Source organism: Actinomadura oligospora ATCC 43269 (genome assembly GCF_000518265.1).
GTDB classification, from domain to species: Bacteria; Actinomycetota; Actinomycetes; order Streptosporangiales; family Streptosporangiaceae; genus Spirillospora; species Spirillospora oligospora.
In genome coordinates, this window is the sequence record NZ_JADG01000003.1 from 637,987 (window position 1) to 659,373 (window position 21,387).

Annotated in this window: 16 protein-coding genes; 8 read left to right on the forward strand and 8 right to left on the reverse strand. The window is 71.7% G+C overall.

The genetic code is table 11. From position 1 onward, the window contains the following. Positions 1-34: 34 nt before the first annotated feature. Positions 35-667, reverse strand: coding sequence for an RNA polymerase sigma factor (locus P696_RS0102600; protein WP_026411112.1), 633 nt, complete (start codon positions 665-667; stop codon positions 35-37). Positions 668-907: 240 nt separating this feature from the next. Here P696_RS0102600 and P696_RS0102605 point away from each other — a divergent pair, with 240 nt between their 5' ends. Next, the gene (locus tag P696_RS0102605) at positions 908-1,729 is read left to right on the forward strand and encodes an SAM-dependent methyltransferase (protein ID WP_084336685.1); all 822 of its coding nucleotides are present in this window, start codon (positions 908-910) and stop codon (positions 1,727-1,729) included. 135 nt (positions 1,730-1,864) lie between these two features. On the opposite strand, the gene P696_RS0102610 is transcribed toward P696_RS0102605, so the two are convergent. The 6 genes from P696_RS0102610 to P696_RS42770 all read right to left on the reverse strand — a co-directional run bounded on the left by P696_RS0102610 (position 1,865) and on the right by P696_RS42770 (position 9,324). Next, positions 1,865-3,055 carry a hypothetical protein gene (locus P696_RS0102610; RefSeq protein ID WP_026411114.1) on the reverse strand — a complete coding sequence of 397 codons (1,191 nt, stop codon included), beginning with the start codon at positions 3,053-3,055 and terminating at the stop codon, positions 1,865-1,867. A 35-nt stretch (positions 3,056-3,090) separates the two neighbouring features. Further along, a complete protein-coding gene (locus tag P696_RS42765; protein ID WP_051466819.1) occupies positions 3,091-3,867 on the reverse strand; it encodes an ABC transporter permease in 777 nt (258 codons plus the stop codon). Between the two features lie 139 nt (positions 3,868-4,006). Next, positions 4,007-4,780: an ABC transporter ATP-binding protein gene (locus P696_RS0102620; protein ID WP_026411115.1), complete on the reverse strand. Its 774-nt coding sequence runs from the start codon at positions 4,778-4,780 to the stop codon at positions 4,007-4,009. Between the two features lie 138 nt (positions 4,781-4,918). Continuing rightward, positions 4,919-5,452 (reverse strand): helix-turn-helix domain-containing protein, encoded by a 534-nt coding sequence (locus tag P696_RS0102625; protein WP_026411116.1) that lies wholly within the window; start codon positions 5,450-5,452, stop codon positions 4,919-4,921. 277 nt (positions 5,453-5,729) lie between these two features. Then, positions 5,730-6,671 (reverse strand): 5'-3' exonuclease, encoded by a 942-nt coding sequence (locus P696_RS0102630; protein WP_026411117.1) that lies wholly within the window; start codon positions 6,669-6,671, stop codon positions 5,730-5,732. A 31-nt stretch (positions 6,672-6,702) separates the two neighbouring features. Beyond that, entirely contained in the window at positions 6,703-9,324 is a 2,622-nt protein-coding gene (locus P696_RS42770) for a SpoIIE family protein phosphatase (RefSeq protein ID WP_051466637.1), read from the reverse strand. Between the two features lie 225 nt (positions 9,325-9,549). On the opposite strand from P696_RS42770, the gene P696_RS0102640 reads away from it, so the two are divergent. From P696_RS0102640 to P696_RS0102670, 7 genes are all read left to right on the forward strand, one after another. Then, positions 9,550-10,659, forward strand: a complete 1,110-nt coding sequence (locus tag P696_RS0102640; protein ID WP_026411118.1) for a M24 family metallopeptidase — start codon at positions 9,550-9,552, stop codon at positions 10,657-10,659. 216 nt (positions 10,660-10,875) lie between these two features. Beyond that, on the forward strand, positions 10,876-12,111 hold the full coding sequence (locus P696_RS0102645; RefSeq protein ID WP_026411119.1) for an ABC transporter ATP-binding protein: 1,236 nt from the start codon (positions 10,876-10,878) through the stop codon (positions 12,109-12,111). Continuing rightward, a complete protein-coding gene (locus P696_RS0102650; RefSeq protein WP_026411120.1) occupies positions 12,108-13,433 on the forward strand; it encodes an ABC transporter substrate-binding protein in 1,326 nt (441 codons plus the stop codon). The genes P696_RS0102645 and P696_RS0102650 overlap by 4 nt, the downstream gene beginning before the upstream one ends. A 12-nt stretch (positions 13,434-13,445) precedes the next feature. Continuing rightward, positions 13,446-14,933: a carbohydrate ABC transporter permease gene (locus P696_RS42775; RefSeq protein ID WP_084336691.1), complete on the forward strand. Its 1,488-nt coding sequence runs from the start codon at positions 13,446-13,448 to the stop codon at positions 14,931-14,933. After that, complete coding sequence (locus P696_RS0102660) at positions 14,930-15,883, forward strand: carbohydrate ABC transporter permease (RefSeq protein WP_026411121.1); 954 nt, start codon at positions 14,930-14,932, stop codon at positions 15,881-15,883. The genes P696_RS42775 and P696_RS0102660 overlap by 4 nt, the downstream gene beginning before the upstream one ends. A 413-nt stretch (positions 15,884-16,296) precedes the next feature. Beyond that, positions 16,297-18,702 carry a hypothetical protein gene (locus tag P696_RS51955; protein ID WP_211245588.1) on the forward strand — a complete coding sequence of 802 codons (2,406 nt, stop codon included), beginning with the start codon at positions 16,297-16,299 and terminating at the stop codon, positions 18,700-18,702. Positions 18,703-18,792: 90 nt separating this feature from the next. Further along, positions 18,793-19,191: a hypothetical protein gene (locus P696_RS0102670; protein ID WP_026411122.1), complete on the forward strand. Its 399-nt coding sequence runs from the start codon at positions 18,793-18,795 to the stop codon at positions 19,189-19,191. A gap of 193 nt (positions 19,192-19,384) precedes the next feature. Here P696_RS0102670 and P696_RS42785 read toward each other — a convergent pair whose 3' ends face one another. Further along, positions 19,385-21,370: a DNA/RNA helicase domain-containing protein gene (locus P696_RS42785; protein ID WP_051466640.1), complete on the reverse strand. Its 1,986-nt coding sequence runs from the start codon at positions 21,368-21,370 to the stop codon at positions 19,385-19,387. Between the last annotated feature and the right edge of the window lie 17 nt (positions 21,371-21,387).

A 21,387-nucleotide genomic window follows, 5' to 3' on the forward strand; every position in this document is an offset into this window, starting at 1 on the left:
CGCTGGTCGACCAATCGCGCGTCGGCGACCGCGGTCAGCGGCGCACGCCGCGGAACGCGGTCAGCAGACGGCTGCGCCCTCGGTCGGACAGACCGTCCGGCCCGGCGCCGTCCGGCATGGCGGCGATCTGCTGAAGGTCCGGGACCGCCTGCCGCAGGGCGGCGCGTCCCGCGTGAAGCAGGACGAGGTGGTCCGACGGGGTGATCCCGAGCAGCCACGCGGCCTCGTCCTCGTCGCAGCCCTCCGCGTCGGCGAGCAGCAGCGGGAGCCGGAACCGCATCGGCAGCGCCGCGAGTGCGGGCTGGAGCGCCTCCAGCGCGGACGCGCAGAGCGGGACGCCCGGGACGGCCTCGCCGCCCGCCGCGGCGTCCTCGGGCTGCACGGCCACCTCGAGCGGCCAGCGCGTCCGGGCCGCCTCGACGACCGCGCGCAGCAGCCGGAGGCGCGCGGACGGGCCGCCCGCCGGGGAGGCGTCCCGGGCGACGCCGAGCAGCGCCTCGCGCGCCAGCGTCTCGGCGCGTCCCGGCGCGGGACCGGCGATCTCGCGGGCGAGCCGGACGAGCCGTCCGCCATAGGAGTCCACCAGCTGCAGGAACGACGTCTCGTCACCGGCGCGGGCCTGCTCCAGCACGACGTCGTCCGAAGGACGGTCGGATGCGAGCTCCACCGGTCCTCCTTCCGTTTTCGACCGATGGGCACCGTACATCACCTATACCACCGTGAGCATCCGAGGCCCTCCGCTCCGTCAGACCCGCACGTCCGGGCACCCGCGCCGGGGCCGTCCGGGGGACGCGTGCCGACGCGGCGGGCGACGGCGCGCCGCCGCAGGAAATATGATCATTTACCGCACGATCGAAGGCTGTTCGGTAACGTGATCGGCCGAGGTTCATGACGGAAGAGGGGCACGATGGAACGCAGGGCGCGACAGGACGGCCGGCCCGCCGTTCCCACCCAGGTGCCGCTGGGGCAGCCCACCGCCGCCCGGATGTACGACGAGGCGCTCGGCGGCAAGGACCACTACGCCATCGACCGCGAGGCCAACTCCCGGCTCTACACCGCCATCGGCGAGGAGCGGGTGCGCAACACCGCGATGGAGAACCGCCGGTTCCTCGGCCGCGCCGTGGAGTACCTGTCGCGCGAGTGCGGCGTCCGCCAGTTCCTGGACGTCGGGTCCGGCCTGCCGACGGTGCGCAACACGCACCAGATCGCCAAGGAGGCCGACCCGGGCTCCCGCGTGGTCTACGTCGACATCGACCCGATCGTCGCCGTGCACGGGCGCGCCCTGCTCGCCGACGACAACACCCGGATCGTCACGGCCGACATGCGCGAGCCGGAGACCATCCTGGACGACCCGGAGCTCAACGACCTGCTCGACTTCGACGAGCCGGTCGCGGTCCTGTTCGTGGCGGTGTTCCACTTCATCACCGACAAGGACGACCCGGCCCGGATCGTCGGCGCGTTCCGCGAGCGCCAGGCGCCCGGCTCCTACGTGACCATCTCCCACCTGTGCGCCGACGGCATGTCCGAGCCCGAGCGGCAGGGCTGGTACTCGGGGTTCTCCGGGGCGACCGTCCCGATGGTGCTGCGCACCGAGCCCGAGATCCGGCGGCTGTTCGACGGATACGAGCTGGCCGAGCCGGGGCTCGTCCGGCCGTGGCGGTGGCGTCCGTCCGACGACGGCTCGCCGCAGACCGACTCGCTCCTCGGAGGCGTCGGCCGGCTCGGCTGACCGTCTGTCCAAGATCTTTCCGGGGCCGCCCGCGGGGCGGCCCGCCGGAGGAGATTCGGGGGCATCGGGACGGGGCGGTGCGATCGCTCAGGAGGGGACCGCCCCGTCCGACGGGGTTCAGCCCCGCGACGTGCGTCAGAGGTGGACGGACGGGTCCAGGAACTCGTTGGTCACCAGGTCGTCCGCCTTCAGCCCGGCCGGGACGGCCTTGCCGTTCCGCGCCTCCAGCGGACGCAGCAGCCCGATCACCTTGGCCACCCGGGACGTGTCGAACGAGCCGAGCACCCCGTTGGTCCCGTTGCGGACGATGCCGTACTTCGCGAGCGCGTCGTGCGCGAACGCGGCGTGCTCGGCGGTGTAGGCGGCGGTGGTGTTGAACCGCTTGACCGCGTCCACGACCATCGCGTTCGTGGAGGACGGGTCGCGCATGTACTCGGCGGTCGCGCGCTGGAAGATCGGCACGAGCCGCTTCAGGCACGGCGCGAGCTTCGCCCTGTCGGCGGGCCGGACCGCCACCGACTCCGGATAGATCGCGTACCCGGTGTCGTGGACGAGCTGGAACGCCACCGGCTTGCGCCAGGCGGTCACCTCGTGCTCGTAGGCGTACGGCTCGTTGGTGACGTACCCCTGCTGCGCGATCTTGCCGCCGGACGCGGCGAACCGCGCCGGGGAGCCGTCGTACGAGCCGTCCAGCTGGGACTTGCGGAGCTGCCCCGAGCTGGTCAGGTAGTCCATGAAGCTGACGCCGTTCGCGTACAGGACGGTCGCGCCGCCGCGTCCGACGTCGGCGATGGTCTTCCAGTCCGGGTGCGCCTGCGGCGACCACATGATGATCTGCGGGTTCACGTCCATCGGCGAGAACACGGCCTGCAGCCGGTGCGCCCCGGCCTGCGCGACCTGCTCGTCGGTGGCGACCACGCCCAGCGTGATGGACGGGTCGGACGCCATCAGCGTCGACACCGGCTGGAACCCGGTGACGGGCCCGCCCGACCGGATCTGGAACTTCACCCCGGTGTCGTGCCCGTCGACCGTCAGCGGCGCCGTGAGCGTCTTGCGGCTCGTGTCCACCTTCGGGGACGACCCGAGCAGGTGGTACAGCCCGCCGTGCTCGGCCTGCGGGTACCAGTTCATCTGCAGCGTGACCGTCGCCGGGCACACACTGCGCAGATCGTCCTTACCGGTCGCGGCGGGCAGCGACGCGGCGGCCTTGCCACCGTCGCCGCCACCGTCCGAGCACGCCGCGAGCGCGGCCAGCAGCACGGCCGCCAGTCCGGCCGCGATCGGCCCGGCCGTCCGCCTTCGTCGCGTGCTTCGCTTGGTTCGCATGTTCTCCACCCTGTTCGTTCCGGTCACCGCCGAGTTCAGCCGCGGTCGCCGTCCGTGCCGTGCCGGCGCGCCGCCCAGTGGGCGAGCAGCCCGAAGAACCAGAACACGACCAGCCCGAGCAGGCTCGCGAGCAGCACCGCCGCGAACATCCGCTCCGACTCCAGCCGCGCCCGGTAGACGTTGATGAGGATGCCGAGACCCGGCTGTCCCTGCTGGTAGAAGTAGTCGCCGACGACCGCGCCGACCACGCTCAGCCCGGCCGAGACGCGCAGCCCGGTCACCATCGCCGGGACGGCCGCGGGCAGCCGCAGCTTCAGCAGCCGCCGGATCCGCCCGGCGCGGGCCAGCCGGAACACGTCCTCGAGCGTCCCGTCCGTCGAGCGGAGCCCGAACAGCGTGTTCGCGATCACCGGGAAGATCGCGACCAGCACGCACACCAGCACGCGGCTGGCCATGCCGAACCCGAACCAGAACCCGAGCAGCGGCACCAGCGCCAGCACCGGGACGGTCTGGAGCACCACCGCGTACGGGTACAGCGACCGCTCGATCCAGCGCGCCTGGCCCATCAGGACGGCCAGCCCGACGCCGATCACCGTCGCCAGCAGCAGGCCGATCCCGGCGACCTCGGCCGTCCGGCCGAGCGCCGCGAGCAGCTCGGCGCGGTTCTCGCCGTCGAGGAACCCGACGCGGACGACCGCGTCCGGCGGCGGCAGCAGGAACCGGCGCTCGGGGCTGAGCAGCCAGTCGCTCACCCCGTACCAGGCGCCGATCGCCAGCACCAGCACGACCAGCGGCGGAAGCCACCCGCGCACACGGAAACGGTCTCGACGGCGCGCGGTGGAACGTTCCCGCGGGGACGCGTCAGCGCTGCGGGAAAGCGTGGTGTCGGCGGCGCGGGAGGGGGCGTCAGCGGTGTCGCGGGCGTTCGTCCCGCCGTCGTCGAGCGGCATGTCAGGCGGCCTCCGCCATGCCCCGGTACAGGTGCCCGGTCACGTCCGCGACGACCTCGGCGAACTCCGGCGTCGAGCGCAGCGACCGCTCGCGCGGGCCCGGGAACGGGATCTCCACCCGCGCGACGACCCGTCCCGGACGCGCCGACATCACCAGCACCGTGGACGCCAGGAACACCGCCTCGGCGACCGAGTGCGTCACCAGCACCGCCGGACGGGGCCGCGCCGCGAGGAGCGCGGCCAGCTCGTCCCCGAGCCCGGCCCGGGTGATCTCGTCGAGCGCGCCGAACGGCTCGTCCAGCAGCAGCGCGTCCGGCTCGTCGGCGAGCGTCCGCGCGAGCGACACCCGCATGCGCATCCCGCCCGACAGCGCGCCCGGCCGGTGCCGCGCGAACGCCGTCAGCCCGACCAGGTCCAGGGCCCGCCCGGCCCGCTCCCGCCGCTCGGCGCGCGGCGTCCCGCGCAGCTCCATGAGCAGCTCGACGTTGGCCCGCACGCTCCGCCACGGCAGCAGCGCGGCGTCCTGGAAGACGTAGCCGATCCTGTCGGCGGTGCTCCGGACGGTCCCGGAGGTCGGCTCGTCGAGCCCGGCGGCGATCCGCAGCAGCGTGCTCTTGCCGCACCCGGACGGCCCGACGATTGCGACCAGCTCCCCGTCGCCGACCCCGAAGCCGACCTCCGCCAGCGCCTCGGTGCCGTCCTCGTACACCTTGGACACCCCGGCCAGGTCGAGGCGGGGCCCGCCCCGGACGGCGGTCGCGTTCAGTTCGGTCATATCTGGACGAAGGGGAGGAGGTGGAGCACGCATGGGAGCGTACCGCCTCCCCGGCCTCACCCGGCGCGCGCCATCACGACCACACCGGCGGCCGTGACTCACTGGACGCGGCCGTCGCTCAGACGACGCGACCGTGGCTCAGTGGATGGGGGAGTGGTCGTCCGCCTCGAGGACGTAGCCGCGACCCCAGGCGGTGCGGATGGTGAGCCCGAGCGGGCGCACCCGCCGCCGGATCCGCTTGATGTGCAGGTCGAGCGCGTTGCGGCTGGCCTCGTGACCGTCCTCCGACAGGTGCGCGCGCAGTTCCTCGCGCGCCGCGATCCCGCCGAACCGCTTGATCAGCAGGTGCAGCAGCCGCGCCTCGCTGGGCGAGACCGCGACGCTGCGGCGGCCGTTGCGCAGGATGCCGTCCTGGTCCAGGTGCGGGCGGGTCCCGGCGCCGCCGCGGGCGCGCAGCGCCGCGATCCGGGCCTGGAAGTCCCGGTTGGTGGCGGGCACCCGGATCCAGTCCTCGCGGACGTCCGCGCAGACCGGCGGGTCCTGGTCGCGCTCGACCACCAGGAGCCGCAGCAGTCCGTGCTCCCGGCACAGCTCACGCCGCTCGGACTCGGCGGGCCAGCGCAGGATGTTGACATCGCGGCGGAGTGAGAGCCGCTGCATGTCCACCGTCACCGGGGGGAGCGGACGATCGGGGAGTAAAGGGCGGATTTCTTCTCGTGTCGTGCGTGGCGGGGGGTGCACGGGTCCGCGCCGACCTCCTCACTGAACAGCGACCACAGCGACCAGACGTATGGAAACCCAAGATCGTGTAGCCCGCAAGGCGCGGCGAGATGTGATGTGGATCACGTGACCATGACACGGTCGGGGCGCCGTTCTGACGACGCTGTCAACCGGCCCACCCGGACGCCGCCGCCCTTTCTGCGGCGCGCCCTCCCCGAGAACGAAGGCGTCAGGACGCGCCGGGCGCGCCGGCCGCGCCGAGCGCGTTGAGGAGGCGGTTCACCGGGCTCGCCAGGTTCCAGGTGTCGGCCAGCTCGAGCAGCGCCTCCGGATCGCGCGGCGTCGCGGGCAGGCGGTCGTCCAGCCCGGTCAGCGCGGGCGCGTCGATGTCGGTGACGACCTGGACGACCGACGGCGCGGTGGCCAGGTAGTCGCGGGCGGCCTCCAGCCGCCGCCGGGACCCGGCCGGGAAGCCCTCGTCCGAGCCGGAGTCGAGCGCCGCGAGGATGCCCGCCACCGAGCCGAACCGGGTGACCAGCGCGGCGGCGGTCTTGTCGCCGACGCCGGGCACGCCGGACAGGCCGTCGCTCGGGTCGCCGCGCAGCGTCGCGTACTCGCCGTAGCCACGCCCCGGGATGCCGTACTTCGCCGCGACCGCCGCCTCGTCCATCACCTGGAGGTTGCGGATGCCGCGCGCGGTGTACAGCACCGCGACCGGGGCGCGGTCGTCCACCAGCTGGAACAGGTCGCGGTCGCCGGTGACGATGTCGACCGGGCCCTTCTCCGCGCCGCGCACCGCGAGCGTGCCGATCACGTCGTCGGCCTCGTAGCCGGGGACCCCGGCGCGGGCCAGCCCGACCGCGTCGAGCACCGCGTCGATCAGCGGGAGCTGCTCGGCCAGGCCGTCCGGCACCTGGTCGCCGCCGTCCTCGGCCACCCGGTGCGCCTTGTAGGACGGCAGCGCCCGCACCCGGAACTCGGGCCGCCAGTCGGCGTCGAAGGTGCACACCAGCCGCTCGGGCGACCGGTCCCGGACGAGCGAGGCGATCATGTCGACGAGCCCGCGCACCGCGTTCACCGACGTCCCGTCCGGGGCCTTGACGCTCTCCGGCACGCCGAAGAAGGCGCGGAAGTACAACGACGGCGTGTCCAGCAGCATCAGCCCGCTCATGCCCGACATCGTGCCACGCCCGTCGGACGGTTCAGGCGACCCGCACCGCCAGCAGGCAGGTGTCGTCGTTCGGGTTGGCGGCGCCGAGCGCGGTCAGCACGTGCTCGATCAGCTCGTCCGGGCCCGCGTCCGGACGCTGCTGGACGGCCTCCCGCAGCAGCCCGAACCCCTCGGTCAGGTCCCGGTCGCGGCGCTCCACCAGCCCGTCGGTGTAGAGCAGCAGGACGTCCCCGGGCTCCATCTCCAGCGTCGCCAGCCCGAGCGGCGGGTCGTCGAGCGCGCCGAGCAGGACGCCGTCCGGGCCGTCCAGCAGCCGCGCCCGCCCGTCGCGCAGCAGGACCGGCGGCGGATGTCCGGCCCGCGCCCACAGCAGCGTGCGCGTGTCCGGCCGGAACCGGGCCGCGATGACGCTCGCCGTCAGCGACCGGCGGCGGTGCATCACCAGCCGGTTCAGCCAGGTCAGCAGCTCGTCCGGCGGGGCGCCCGTGCAGGCCAGGCCGGACAGCGCGTTCCGCAGCCGCGCCATCGCCGCCGCGGCGGCGAGGCCGTGCCCCGACACGTCCCCGACCGCGAGGAACACCTCGTCGTCCGACAGCGCCGTCGCCTCGTACCAGTCGCCGCCGACCCGGGTCTGGGACTGCGCGGGCAGGTACCGGACGGCGACCCGCAGCCCCGGCAGCGTCCGCGGGCCGCGCGGCAGCGGCAGGATCGCGCGCTGCAGCTCGATCGCGATGTGCCGCTCCTCGGCGATCCGCTGCCGCTCGCGCTGCAGCTGCTGGCGGGTCACGGCGAGCATCTCGTCCGAGCGGCGGCGCTGCGACACGTCCTGGAACACCGTGTGCAGCGCTACCGGGCCGCCGAGCGGGTCCAGGATCGGCTCGGCCATCACCCGCAGGTGCCGGACGTCGGCCCCGACGCGGACCCGCAGCTCCACGTCGGCGGGCTCGCGGCGGCCGAGCAGCGTCCGCATCAGGTGCTCGGCGCGCGGCAGATCCTCCCGGACGACGCACTCGTCGAGCCGCGCGGGCGGCAGCGGGCCCGCCGCCCGGGACCGGCCGAAGATCGTGTACAGCTGGTCCGACCAGCGCACCTCGCCGGTCGTCAGGTCCCACCGCGACCAGCCGAGGTTCCCGAGGCGCTGCGCCTGCGCGAGCTGCGCGGCCAGGTCGGCGGACTCCCCGTCGAACTGCCACGACACCAGCACCCCGCCGCCGACCCGGCAGGCCCGCACGGTCAGCGTCGCCGGGACCCGGCGTCCGCCGCCGTTCAGGCTCGTGTAGGGACGAGGCCCGGCGCGCAGCGGCACGCCGCTCTCCAGCACCCGGACGTAGTCGGCGAAAAGCCCCGCGACGGCCAGCCCCGGATAGGTCTCCAGCAGCCGCGCCCCGACGATCTCCGCCGGACCGCGCCCGGACAGGTCGGTCGCCTCCGAGTTCACCGCGTCGACCTGGAAGTCCAGCACCCGGCCGGACGCGTCGCGCACCGGCGACATCAGCGCGGACGGCGTCTGGATCGCGTCCAGCAGCGCGCGCAGCCACGGCGCGCCCGCCGCGGCGCCCGACTCCGGCGCCAGCTCGGCCAGCCGCCGCGCGCACGCCGTCAGCACCGACCGGACGTAGCGGCGCGCCCCGTCGTCCAGGACGGTCCCGGCGGTCCAGCCGATCTCGGCCGCGCCGACGACGCGTCCGCCCACCGACAGCGGCAGGCACGAGTGCGAACCCGGCCGCCGCGCCGCCGCGCCCACCAGCGTCAGCGCCGATGGGTCCGCCGACCACAGCGGCACACCACCGCATACCGTGCGAACTAGGCCGATGTCGCCGAGCGGTGGGATCCGCGCCCACGCGCTCACCACGTGGGCGTCCAGGCCGTGCGCCCCCACGATGCGCAATGCGCCGTCCGGCTCCAGCGAGGTGACCAGGACCGACTCCGCGCCCAGCCATCCGAGCGCCTCCTCGGCCACGCGCCGCGCCAACTCGTCCCCGGTGCGGGCCTCGGCGACCGCCACCCCCGCCAACTGCCGTGCCGCCGCCAGACCTGCGGGCAACAACTCTGGCCCGGGCAGCCCGGCGATCGGCCGCACGCCGCCGTCCGCGCCGTCCACGGGAGCCGCGCCGTCCGGTGCTGCGTCGTGCACCGGGGCGGCGGCGTCCGGCTCACGCGGGGCGGGAGCGCCGGCCGTCTGGTCGTCCTGGACGGCGTCGCCGGACGTGCTCGCCGGTGACGGAGTGAGGTAGGTGGCCGGGTCGAACACCGCTCCGCCCGGACGATCCGGAACGCCGCCGTCGGGTTCGTCCGCTTTGGTCTCGTCCACGCTGGTGCCGAGGAGGATCGCGGCGGCCACAGGCGGGTCGACATCGGCTTCGGCGGCCAGACGCAGGAGGTGCTCGTGGGCGGCCTCCACGTCGCAGCCGAGGCGCTCGGCCAGCATCCCCTTCGCCTGTTCGACCACCGCGCGGGCCCGCTGTTCGCGGGCCTGCGCGTCCAACTCGGCGCGCAGGCGTTCGACGACCACGATCAGCTCCGCGCCCGGTGCGGGGCTGGGCGGATGCTCGGGGACGCCCGCGAGGGCGCCGTCCGCGCGGGACGGCGGGACGGCCGGCGCGCCGGGACGGCCCGGGCCGTGCGGGTCCGCGCTCTGAGGCTGGGACGTCACGGGATCTCCCGTCGCGGTCAGACCCGGCGGTGCGGGTAGGCCAGGGGCAGGGCGGCGCGACGGCGCGCCCGGAAGCCTGCGATCCTGGTTCGGTATCCGGACATGGCGTGCCAGTGTCGGAGCATGTACAGAATGTAACAGGGTCGGTTTTCAGGGGAGGAGGAAGCGGGGTCCTCCGTGCCGCACCCGCGCGCACGAGACCCGGCTACCAGCATGGACACGGATGTGACAAGGGCGTTGTATCCGCGCGAGCGCGTCGCGACGGTGCAGGAGGCGACGGCGAAGGCGGGCCTCGCGGCGCTGCTGCTGACGCCCGGCCCGGACCTGCGGTACGTCAGCGGGTACGACGCGCACGCGCTGGAACGGCTGACCTGCCTGGCGGTGCCCGCCGACGGCGAGCCGTTCCTGGTGGTGCCGCGCCTGGAGCTGCCCGCCGCGCAGGCGTCCCCGGCGGGCTCGCTCGGCCTGGAGTTGGTGCCGTGGGACGAGACCGACGACCCGTACGCGCTGGTCGCGCGGCGGCTCGGCGCGTCCGGCGGGAAGGTCGGGCTCGCCGACCGGATGTGGGCGATGATGACGCTGCGGTTCCGGGACGCGATGCCCGGCGTCGAGCAGGTCCTCGCCGGGACGGTGCTGCGCGAGCTGCGGATGCGCAAGAGCCCGGCCGAGGTCGCCGCGCTGCGCGAGGCGGGCGAGGCGATCGACCGCGTGCACCGCCGGGTGCCGGAGTTCCTGAGGGCGGGACGCACCGAGCGGGAGGTCGGCCGCGACATCCACGACGCGATCCTGGAGGAGGGCCACACCACGGTCGACTTCGTGATCGTCGGGTCTGGCCCGAACGGCGCGAACCCGCACGCCGAGCTGTCCGACCGGGTCATCCGGGCGGGCGAGCCGGTCGTGGTGGACATCGGCGGGCAGATGCCGAGCGGCTACTGCTCCGACTCGACCCGCAACTACTGCGTCGGCGAACCGCCCGCCGACTACCGCGCGTACTACGCGGTGCTGCAGGAGGCGCAGCGCGTGTCGTGCGAGGCCGTCCGCCCGGGCGTCACGCCGGAGGCCGTCGATGCCGCCGGGCGCGACGTGATCGCCGCCGCCGGGTACGGCGAGCACTTCATCCACCGCACCGGGCACGGCATCGGCATCGAGACGCACGAGGAGCCGTACATCGTCTCGGGCAACCTCGAACCGCTCGAGCCGGGCATGGCGTTCTCGGTCGAGCCCGGTATTTACCCCGGTCAGCATGGTGCGCGCATCGAGGACATCGTGGTGTGCACCGAGGACGGTTACGAGGCGATGAACAAGACCGAACACGGCCTGGTCGTCATCGGCTGACAAAGCATTTCCAGGTCGAAGGCGGGTCCGCATTGCGCGGGCCCGCCTTCGCGCGTCTCGGGTCATATAACGATCTCCATACCAAAGCGATCCGCACGCGGTCCGGCTGTTGCGCGGGCCTGGCGTCCCCCTGTACCTCCTAGGAGCATCCGGCCGGGTTTACATCGGAGTAACACCAATCGCCGGGCCGTTCCGGCCCGCAGAGGAGGAGGGACCGTGGCAGAGGTCGCCCTGCGGGGGGTCGGGAAGGTGTACGCCGACGGAACCCGTGCCGTGACCGACCTGAACCTCGGCATCGCCGACGGCGAGTTCCTCGTGCTGGTCGGGCCGTCCGGGTGCGGCAAGACCACCGCGCTGCGCATGCTGGCGGGCCTGGAGGAGATCTCCGAGGGGGAGATCGCGATCGGGGAACGCGTCGTGAACCGGGTGCCCGCGCGGGACCGCGACGTCGCGATGGTGTTCCAGAGTTACGCGCTCTACCCGCACCTTTCGGTGCGCGACAACATCGGCTTCGGGTTGTCGCTGCGCAAGGTGCCGAAAGCCGAGATCAGACGGCAGGTGGACCATGCCGCGCAGATTCTCGGACTGACCGAGTACCTCGACAAGAAGCCGCGGAATCTGTCCGGCGGGCAGCGGCAGCGCGTCGCGATGGGACGCGCGATCGTCCGGGAGCCGCAGGCGTTCCTGATGGACGAGCCGCTGTCCAATCTGGATGCCAAACTGCGCGTTCAGATGCGCGCCGAGATCGCGCGCATCCAGCGCGACCTGGGCGTCACCACCGTCTATGTCACCCACGACCAGACCGAGGCGATGACGCTCGGGGACCGGGTCGCGGTGATGAAGAAGGGCGTGCTCCAGCAGGTCGCGCCGCCGCAGGAGCTGTACGACCGGCCCGCGAACCTGTTCGTCGCCGGGTTCATCGGCTCGCCGGCGATGAACCTGCTGCAGGGCTCGCTGGCGGGCGACGCGTCCTCGGCGCGGCTCACCGTCGGCGGGCAGACCCTCGAGCTGCCCGCGTCGGTGTTCGAGACCCGTCCCGCGCTGCGCGACTTCCTGGGCAGGGACGTCGTCGTCGGGATCCGGCCCGAGGACATGGAGGACGCCGCCCTCGTCCCCGCCGCGGGGGACGCGCCCGGCGGCACGCTGACCTCCACCGCCGAGCTGGTGGAGGCGATGGGGTCGGACGTGCTCGTGCACTTCACCGTCCAAGCGGCCCAGGTGGTCACCGAGGACACCCGCGAGCTCGCGCGGGACGCGGGCACCGACGTGCTGGGCAAGCTCGAGGGCCCGCACACCGGTCTCGTCGCGCGGTTCAGCCCGCGCACCACGATCAGGGCGGGCGACCCGGTGACGGTACACGTCGACACCGGACGCCTGCACTTCTTCGATATCGAGTCCGGCTCCGCGATCTGGGGCGGGGACGCCGGTTCGTCCAGGGAGGATGAGGAATGAGGACTGGCAGGCGGGTCATCGGCGCAGCCGTCGCCGTGGGGCTGGCGCTCTCGGCGGCCGCGTGCGGAGGTGGCGACGACAAGAAGAAGGACGACGGCGGCTCGGCGCAGGGCACCGAGCTCAAGGGCGTCAAGATCGAGGTCGCGGCCAAGTGGACGGGCGCGGAGGAGCAGAACTTCCGGCAGGTCCTGAAGGCGTTCGAGAAGCAGACCGGCGCGACGGTGTCCTACGCGTCCACCGGTGAGAACACCGACGCGTTCCTCGGCCCGCGCATCGCGGCCAAGAACCCGCCGGACGTGGCGATCCTGCCGCAGCCGGGCCTGCTCCAGCAGTACGCGGCCAAGGGGAGCCTGAAGCCGCTGACGCCGGAGGTCGTCGGCGAGATCGACAAGAACTTCTCCCCGTACTGGAAGAACCTCGCCTCGGCGAAGGGCCAGACCTACGGCGTGCTCGCCAAGGCCGCCTACAAGTCGATCCTCTGGTACCGGCCGAAGGTGCTGCAGGACGCGGGCGTGAACCCGCCGCAGTCCTTCGACGAGCTGGTCAAGGCCGCCGGGACGCTGCAGGACGCGGGCCAGACCCCGTTCACGATCGCGGGCGCGTCGTCGGACTCCTGGACGCTGACCGACTGGTTCGAGAACGTCTACCTGTCGCAGGCCGGACCGGACAACTACGACAAGCTGGCCAAGCACGAGATCAAGTGGACCGATCCGTCGGTCGCGACGGCCCTCCAGACGCTCGCGAAGGTCTGGGGCAAGCCGGAGTGGATGGCGGGCGGCCTGGCCACCGCGACCAAGACCAAGTTCGACGAGTCGGTCACGCAGGTGTTCGGCCAGGAGAAGGCCGCGATGGTCTACGGCGGCGACTTCGCGGCGGCGAACATCGCCACCACCAAGTCCAAGGTCGGCACCGACGCGCAGGTCTTCCCGTTCCCGAAGGCGGGGAACACCGCCCCGGCCGTCCTCGGCGGTGACGTCGCCGTCGCGCTGAAGGACAGCAAGGGCGCGATGGCGCTGATGAAGTACCTGGCGTCCCCGGACGCGGGCAAGACCTGGGCCGGGCTCGGCGGCTACCTGTCGCCGAACAAGAACGTCGGCCCGGACGCCTACTCCGACCCGATCGCCAAGCAGCTGGTCGACGCCATGCAGAAGGCCGGGGACTCCGCCCGGTACGACATGTCCGACCTGGCCCCGGCCGCGTTCGGCGGGACGCCCGGATCCGGCGAGTGGGAGGCCCTGCGCGGCTTCCTGCAGAAGCCGTCCGACGTCAAGGGCGCCCAGGACAAGCTCGAGTCCGAGGCCGCGAAGGCATTCAAGAGCTAGGACGGTTCCGGCATGACGGCTCCGAAGGACCAGGCGCCCGGCGAGGACGGGACGCCCCCCGGGGACGGGACGCCGCAGGGACGGGAGTCGTCGCCCGAGGCCGCGGACACCACCGCGGCCTCGGGCGGCGCCCCCGCCGCCGTCGCCCCCGGGACGAACGCGGACGGGACGGCGGCCACCGCGACGGCGAGGACCGCGAAGAGCACGCGGGGGCTGACGCCGCCGTCGTGGCTCTCGCTGACCTTCCTGCTGCCCGCGCTGCTGCTGCTCGGGTTCCTCGTGATGTACCCGATCGTCTTCTCGGTCGTGCGCAGCTTCTTCGGCGCGGACGGCCACTCGTTCGCCGGGGTGGACAACTACACCGGCATCTTCAAGGGTCACGACAACCTCGTGACCGTCCGCAACACCGCGATCTGGGTGGTGGTCGCGCCGACGCTGGTCACCGTCCTCGGCCTGATCTTCGCGGTGCTCACGGAGCGGATCCGCTGGTCCACCGCGTTCAAGCTGGTGGTGTTCATGCCGATGGCGGTGTCCTTCCTCGCCTCCGGCGTGATCTTCCGGCTGGTGTACGAGCAGGACCCGAACATGGGCGTGGCGAACGCGGCGGTGGTCGCGGTGCACGACACGTTCCAGCCCGGCGCGGGCTACCCCGGCGCGGGACCGCGCACGGGGAACGACGCCCTCGGCACGCAGCAGGGCGACGGCACCATCGTCAGCTCCCGGCAGTACGCGCCAGGGCAGTCCGCGCTGCTGCCGCTGCTGCGGATCAAGCCGGAGGACCTGCCGACGAAGCCGGTCCAGGCCGTCCAGCCGCCGGCGGCCAAGCCGGGCGAGCTGACCGGCGCGGTCTGGTTCGACTTCACCAAGGGCGGCGGCGGGAACCCGAACCAGCCGAACGCGGGGGAGTCCGGGCTGCCGCGCATCAAGGTCGAGGCCGTCCGGGACGGCAAGGTCGTCGGCAAGGCCACCACCCGCGACGACGGCACGTTCACCATGAAGAAGGTGAAGGGCGACGGGCCGGTCACGCTGCGGCTGCCGAAGTCGAACTTCACCGCCTCCTACGGCGGCGCGCAGTGGCTCGGCAACACCCTCATCACCCCGGCGATCATCGGGTCGTACCTGTGGGTGTGGTCGGGCTTCGCGATGGTCCTCATCGCGGCCGGGCTCGCCGCGATTCCGCGCGACGCCCTGGAGGCGGCGCGGGTGGACGGCGCGACCGAGTGGCAGGTGTTCCGGCGGGTGACGATCCCGCTGCTCGCGCCGGTGCTGACGGTCGTGCTGGTCACGATGGTCATCAACGTGCTGAAGGTCTTCGACCTGGTCTTCATCATCGGCGGAGGCGACCCGCACGCCAGCGTGCTCGCCCTCCAGATGTGGGTCGAGTCGTTCGGCGGCGGGAACGATCCGGGGAAGGGCAGCGCGATCGCGGTGCTGCTGTTCCTGCTGGTCGTCCCGGCCATGCTGTTCAACATCCGGCGGATGCGGCGGGAGCGGGCATGAGCACGACCGAAACCGGGACGGCGGCGGCCGGGGCCCCGGGCGGCGGACCGAGCGGTGGGCCGGGCGACGGGGCGGGTGCTCCGCGCCGGGGGATCGCCGCGCGGATCGTCGGCAGGGTCGGCGGCGGCGTCGCGCAGTTCCTCCTGATCGTGGTCGCGGTGGTGTGGCTGGTCCCGACGTTCGGGCTGCTGGTCGCGTCGCTGCGGTCGACGTCCGACAACGGCGCGTCCGGCTGGTGGAAGGTGTTCTCCAAGCCGGGTCAGCTGACCTTCTCGGCCTACTCCGACCTGCTCGGCAAGGGCGACTTCGTCGACTCGTTCTGGAACACCGTGCTGATCACCGTCCCGGCGACCCTGCTGGTGGTGGTGATCGCGTCGCTGGCCGCGTACGCGTTCGCGTGGATGGAGTTCCCCGGACGGGACTGGCTGTTCCTCGTGGTCGTCGGGCTGCTGGTCGTTCCCGTCCAGGTCGCGCTGCTGCCCGTCGCCAAGCTGTACGGCTCGGTGCGGATCGGGAGCTTCCACCTGTTCGGCTCGATCACCGGCGTGGTGCTGTTCCACGTGGCGTTCGGACTGCCGTTCGCCATCTTCCTGCTGCGCAACTTCTTCGCCGCCATCCCCAGGGACCTGCTGGAGGCGGCGCGGATGGACGGCGGCTCGGAGTGGACGATCTTCCGGCGGGTGATCTTCCCGCTGGGCGGTCCCGCGATCGCGTCGCTGGCGATCTTCCAGTTCCTCTGGGTCTGGAACGACCTGCTGGTGGCGCTGGTGTTCGCCGACACCGGCAGCCAGCCGATGACCAAGTGGCTCCAGTCGCAGATGCGCCAGTTCACCGGCAACATCGACATCCTGGCGCCGGGCGCGTTCCTGTCGCTGATCGTGCCGCTGGCGGTGTTCTTCGCCTTCCAGCGCTACTTCGTCCAGGGCGTCCTCGCCGGTTCGGTGAAGTGATCCTCGAACACTGACGGCATCCGGCACGCGAGAGGCCCTGCGCGATGGACGGCGCAGGGCCTCTCGCATGCCCGATGGCCTGGTGCCTGACCAGTTGTGGCTGGTGCGCGGGAGGTAAACGCGAGGTTAGGGCCGGAGAGCGGTTACTCAGCGTGTCCGAAGGGCGGTTCTGAGGGGGCTCGGCGCATGTCGTCAGTCGCCAGGGAGTGACCGGGACGTCGGCGGACGTCGACTGTGCGCCCATGGTCGGGGCCGCGCAACGGGCCGGACGAGGCCATCGGGTTTTCCCTGGGTTCACGAGGTGTTCATCGATGGTGGGCGGTCCTTGTGGGCGCGAGGGGGCGGGTTCAGCATTACGGCTGTTTCGTCCCATCAGGCATGGGTTATCCCTATTCGTCCGAAAGGACCCTGCCGTGCCTCGTCCCCCACACCGTCGTTCCCCGCGCCCCCGAGTCGGCCTGGCCGTGCTCACCGCGGCACTCGCGGCCCTGACCGCGCTGTCCGCCCCCGCCTCCGCGCACGCCGCCCCCGCCCAGCCGCCGCGCCCGCCCCGCCAGTCGGCCGACTCGGGCCCCGCGGTCCGCCATGACGTCTCGCCGCCGCTGCGGTCGATCCGTCCCGTCCCGCCCAAGTCCACGCGCCGCGCCGAGCCGGACGACGAGCCCCGCCTCCCGACCCCGCCCGCCGCGAAGATCCCCGACCCGGTGCGGCAGCGCTCCGGCGGAACCACCCACACCGCGGCGACCGCGAGCAACTTCGACGGCGTCGGCCAGGGCTTCACCGGCCCGCAGGGCACCTACTCGGTGACGGGCGTGCCGCCGGACCCCAACGCCGCGGTCGGCTCGACCCAGGTCGTCGAGGTCGTCAACACCGCCTACGCGGTGTTCAACAAGTCCACCGGCACCGCGGCCTACGGCCCCGTCGACACCAGCACCATCTTCTCGGGGTTCGGCGGCTCCTGCCAGAGCACCAACGACGGCGACGCGACGGTGCGGTGGGATACGCTCGCCAGCCGCTGGATCGTCACCCAGTTCGCCAACGTGTCGTCCGCGAGCGGCCCGTACTACGAGTGCGTGGCGGTCTCCACCAGCGCCGACGCGACCGGGTCCTACAACCGGTACAGCTACCAGTTCTCCAGCTTCCCGGACTACCCCAAGATCTCGGTGTGGCCGGACGCGTACTACATCACCTACAACCTGTTCAACGGGAACACCTTCGTCGGCGCCGAGGCCTGCGCCATGGACCGCTCGAAGATGCTGACCGGGGCCGCGGCCACCCAGCAGTGCTTCACCACCAGCTCGTCCTACGGCGGACTCCTCGCCGGTGACCTGGACGGCTCCACCGCGCCGCCCTCCGGGGAGAACGAGCTGCTGGTCGGGCTCGGCACGACCAACACCTCGCTGGCCTACTGGAAGTTCCACGTCGACTGGACGACGCCCGCCAACTCCACCTTCACCGGGCCGTCCAGCATGACCGTGGCGTCCTACACGACCGCCTGCGGCAGCACCGGCACCTGTGTCCCGCAGAGCGGCACGACCAACCAGCTCGACTCGCTGTCGGACCGCGTCATGTACCGGCTGGCGTACCGCAACTACGGCGACCACGAGGCGTTCGTGACCAACCACGCCGTGACCGTCGGCAGCTCGGTCGGGACGCGCTGGTACGAGCTGCGGCTGTCGGGCGGCAACCCGACCGTCTACCAGCAGGGCACCTACGCGCCCGACGCCACCTACCGGTGGATGGGTTCGATCGCGATGGACCACGTCGGCAACATCGCGCTCGGCTACTCCCAGTCGTCCTCGTCAGTCCACCCGTCGATCCGGTTCACCGGCCGCGCGCCCGGCGACCCGCTCGGGACGATGACCCAGGCGGAGACCACCACGATCACCGGCGCGGGCTCGCAGACGGGCTACAGCCGGTGGGGCGACTACACCTCGATGGCCGTCGACCCGAGCGACGACTGCACCTTCTGGTACACCAACGAGTACGAGCCGGCCAACGGCAGCTTCAACTGGCACACCCGGCTGACGTCGTTCACCCTGCCGGGCTGCGCGAGCACCCCGACCAACGACTTCTCGATCTCCGCCAGCCCCACGTCCGGCAGCGTGACCGCCGGCGGCTCGACCACCACCACGGTGTCCACGGCCGTCACGTCCGGGTCGGCGCAGACCGTCACGCTGGCGGCCTCGGGCCTGCCCACGGGCGCGACCGCGACCTTCAGCCCGGCCTCGGTGACCGCGGGAGGCTCCAGCACCGCGACCATCACCACCGGCTCGTCCACCCCGGCGGGCACCTACACCGTCACCATCACGGGAACCGGGACGTCGGCGACCCACAGCACCGGCTACACCCTGACCGTCAACCCGGTCGGCGGGGGCGGGATCGCCAACGGCGGCTTCGAGACCGGCAGCCTGTCGGGCTGGACGGCGAGCGGCCCGGCGGCCGGCGTCACCACCACCGGCCCGCACGGCGGCGTCTACGCGGCGCTGATGGGCAGTCTCAGCACCCCGACCAACGGGGACTCGTCCATCGTCCAGACCTTCACCGCGCCCACGGGCAGCACCAAGGTGTCCTTCTACTACAACGTCACCTGTCCCGACACCGTCACCTACGACTGGGCGACCGCCACGCTGAAGGACAACACCACCAACACCACCACGACGGTCCTCGCCAAGACCTGCGTCTCCAGCTCCGGCTGGAAGCCGGTCACCGCGACGGTCACCGCCGGGCACTCCTACACCCTCACCCTCACCAGCCATGACGACAACTACACCGGCGACCCCACCGCCGCCGCCTTCGACGACGTCACCGTGAGCTGACGCCGGTGTGCCCGCCGTCCACCCTCGGACGGCGGGCACACGCACGTAGACTCGACTTCCGGGACCCCGTCCTGCGAGGAGGCCCCGACCATGCGGTCCCTGACGGTGCTCGTCCTGCTCTTCTGCGCTGCCTGCGCGAGCGACGATCCTCCGAGACCGGCACGGTGCGGGTCCGGGGACGTGTCCGTCACCGCGCGCCGGGGCGGGACGCCCCCGCCGCTCTGCCTGACGGTCGGCGCGGTGCTCCGGGTGACCGCCGAGCCGTCCCCGCGCCAGCCCTGGTCACCTCTCACCACCACCGACGAGCAGGTCCTGACCTGCGACTCGCGACCCGGCCCCCGGGGCACGACCATCGCCACCTGCACCGCGAAGCGCCCCGGCCGGGCGACCATAACCACGGTCACCACCCCCTTCGCCGGAGACCCCCACGGCCCGGCCCAGTTCCGCTGGTCCCAACAGATCGACGTCGTCGTCCCGCAAAAGCACTAGGGCCTGTCGGGTTTGTCTTGCGTTGTCGTGGGCGCAGGATGCCGGCATTGCCGGCAAGCCTGCAGCAGCAACGGTGATCGACCCGTTGGGTTCGTCAAGACGATCTACAAGCGCGGGGACGAAGCGGAGAGGGCGATCATCGTCCTCAGGATCCGCGGGCGTTGACTGATGGCTTTATTCCTTTGATTCGGGGCTAGAAGTCGAAGATGGTGCCTTGGGTTGGCTTTGACGGGGGCCGTGCTGGTCGATTGACGACCAGGTCGGGGTGCTGCTCCTGCAAGGTCTTCAGAGCCGGGCCGACTGGCGGGACCCGAAGTTCGGCCAACAGGTCGCGGGTGGCCTGGTTCGTGGAGTAGAGGACGACTCCCTCTTTGCCGCGGCTGGCGAGGACCCTGTAGATGTTGGGGATCAAGACGTTGCGTTGGTTGCCCCAGGTCAGGTGATCCTTGTTGTTCACCGCCGTCCAACGCGCACCGTGCCAGGTGTAGTCGTAGCCCATGATGACTCCGGCGTAGTCCCAGTCGAAGCTCTGGGCGGTGTAAACGCAACCGATCTGCTCGAATCCACCGGGATGTGTGGCCCAGTGCTTGTGACTGGGGATGTTCTGCTGTGCGTTGGGCTTGCGAGCGTTCCAGGGACGCGCCCAGTCGCCAATGGACACTTCTAGAGGCAGCTGGTCGCTCGCGGGCTTTTTGTGCCACTCCCAGCAGAAGCCTGCGGTGATACGTGCTGAGTGTCCAAGGATGATCTGGGCCCGCAGGTAGTCCTCCATCTGCTGCGGGTTGTCGGCGCGTAGCAGATGGAACGCACCTGAGTGGGTCCAGGGGCGGGGGGCTTTACCGTATCCGAGTAGATCTTCCAGCCAATCGATGTACTCAGGGCAGGTACTGTGCCGGAACTGGCGCTCCAGTGTGATGCGGTGGATGTTCTGGTCAGGGATCTGCAGCTCCCGGGCGGCCTGATGGATCGCCTCCGGTGTTCCGATCTCGTTGTTGCGGATCACCTGACGGGGATCAAGGAGGAACACCGGTACCCGTGCGGCCTGGATCAGCTCATGGATCTGGGGGGTTTCGGAGCGGGCGCCGGCCTTCTCGAACCTGGTGTTGGAGCTCTTGCGCAATCGATGAGCCTCATCGCAGATGAGCACGTTCAGGTGGTTGGGTGCGCGATTTCGATGCTGGTTGAAGTAGGTGAACAGGTCGTCGATGCTTCCGTGGCGCCCTTTCACATGGTTGCGCAGCGTTTCGGAGAACGCTGAACTGCCCGAGGCGTGCACGGCTGAGCTGCTGAGGCCGTTGAGGATTCCCAGAAGTTCCAACGCAAGGACGGTCTTGCCGGTTCCGGGACCACCGCTGATGATGAACACCTGTTTGGAGTTGGCCTCGAAACCGTCGGTGACATGGGCGACGATCCTGTCGACCACTTCCCGTTGCCGGTCGAGCAGCGGGAAGATCGACCGGCCTCGGACCGCTTGGTAAGCGGCACGCATGACGTCCTCGGTGGGACGGACGTGCGCACGGTCGAGACGGCTGACTTGTTCGTCGGCGTTCGTGGGACTCAGTACCTGCCTCAGGAACTCGCCGAACCGCCGCCGGTGCTCGGGACTGGATCCGAAGATGCGTATGCGGTTGGCATCGACCTCCGGGCGCCACCTGCAAGCAGGTGGCTGAAGCTTGCTGATGTCAACGTCCGATGCCTCGTGGAGGTTGACCACCCCCCACAGCGACTGACGGAGCATCGGCAGGTTCCGCTCCAGCGCCCTGCAGTAGTCCCAGACCTGCTCGGCCGGATGTTGCATGTCTGTCCGCCCGGCTTTGGGGACGGTGATCCGGCGAGTGCTCAAGTCGACATCGAGCGCCGACCACTGCTTGTTCTCGATCGCCACTGCGGCGAGTTCCCCGTCGCGAGGGCGAGTGCCGACCAGGAGCATGTCGATCCGCGAGTTGCTGACCAGCGTGCTCATTTCCAGCAGCACACGCACGTCACCGAGTCCAACGTCCAGCAGGACCTCGGTGACGGTCCTGATGCTGTGCCTCCAGGACCGGCGCTCAGCATCGGTGACCGAGACCTGGTACTTCAATTCTGTGCCCCGCACCAAGCGGCGGACGAGATCTTCGGTGTCCATGGCGTGCAGGTCGGCGGCCCTGCGGCCTAGCAGGTAGCGCGGTTTCAACCTCATGGTTCCTTGGCAGGGGT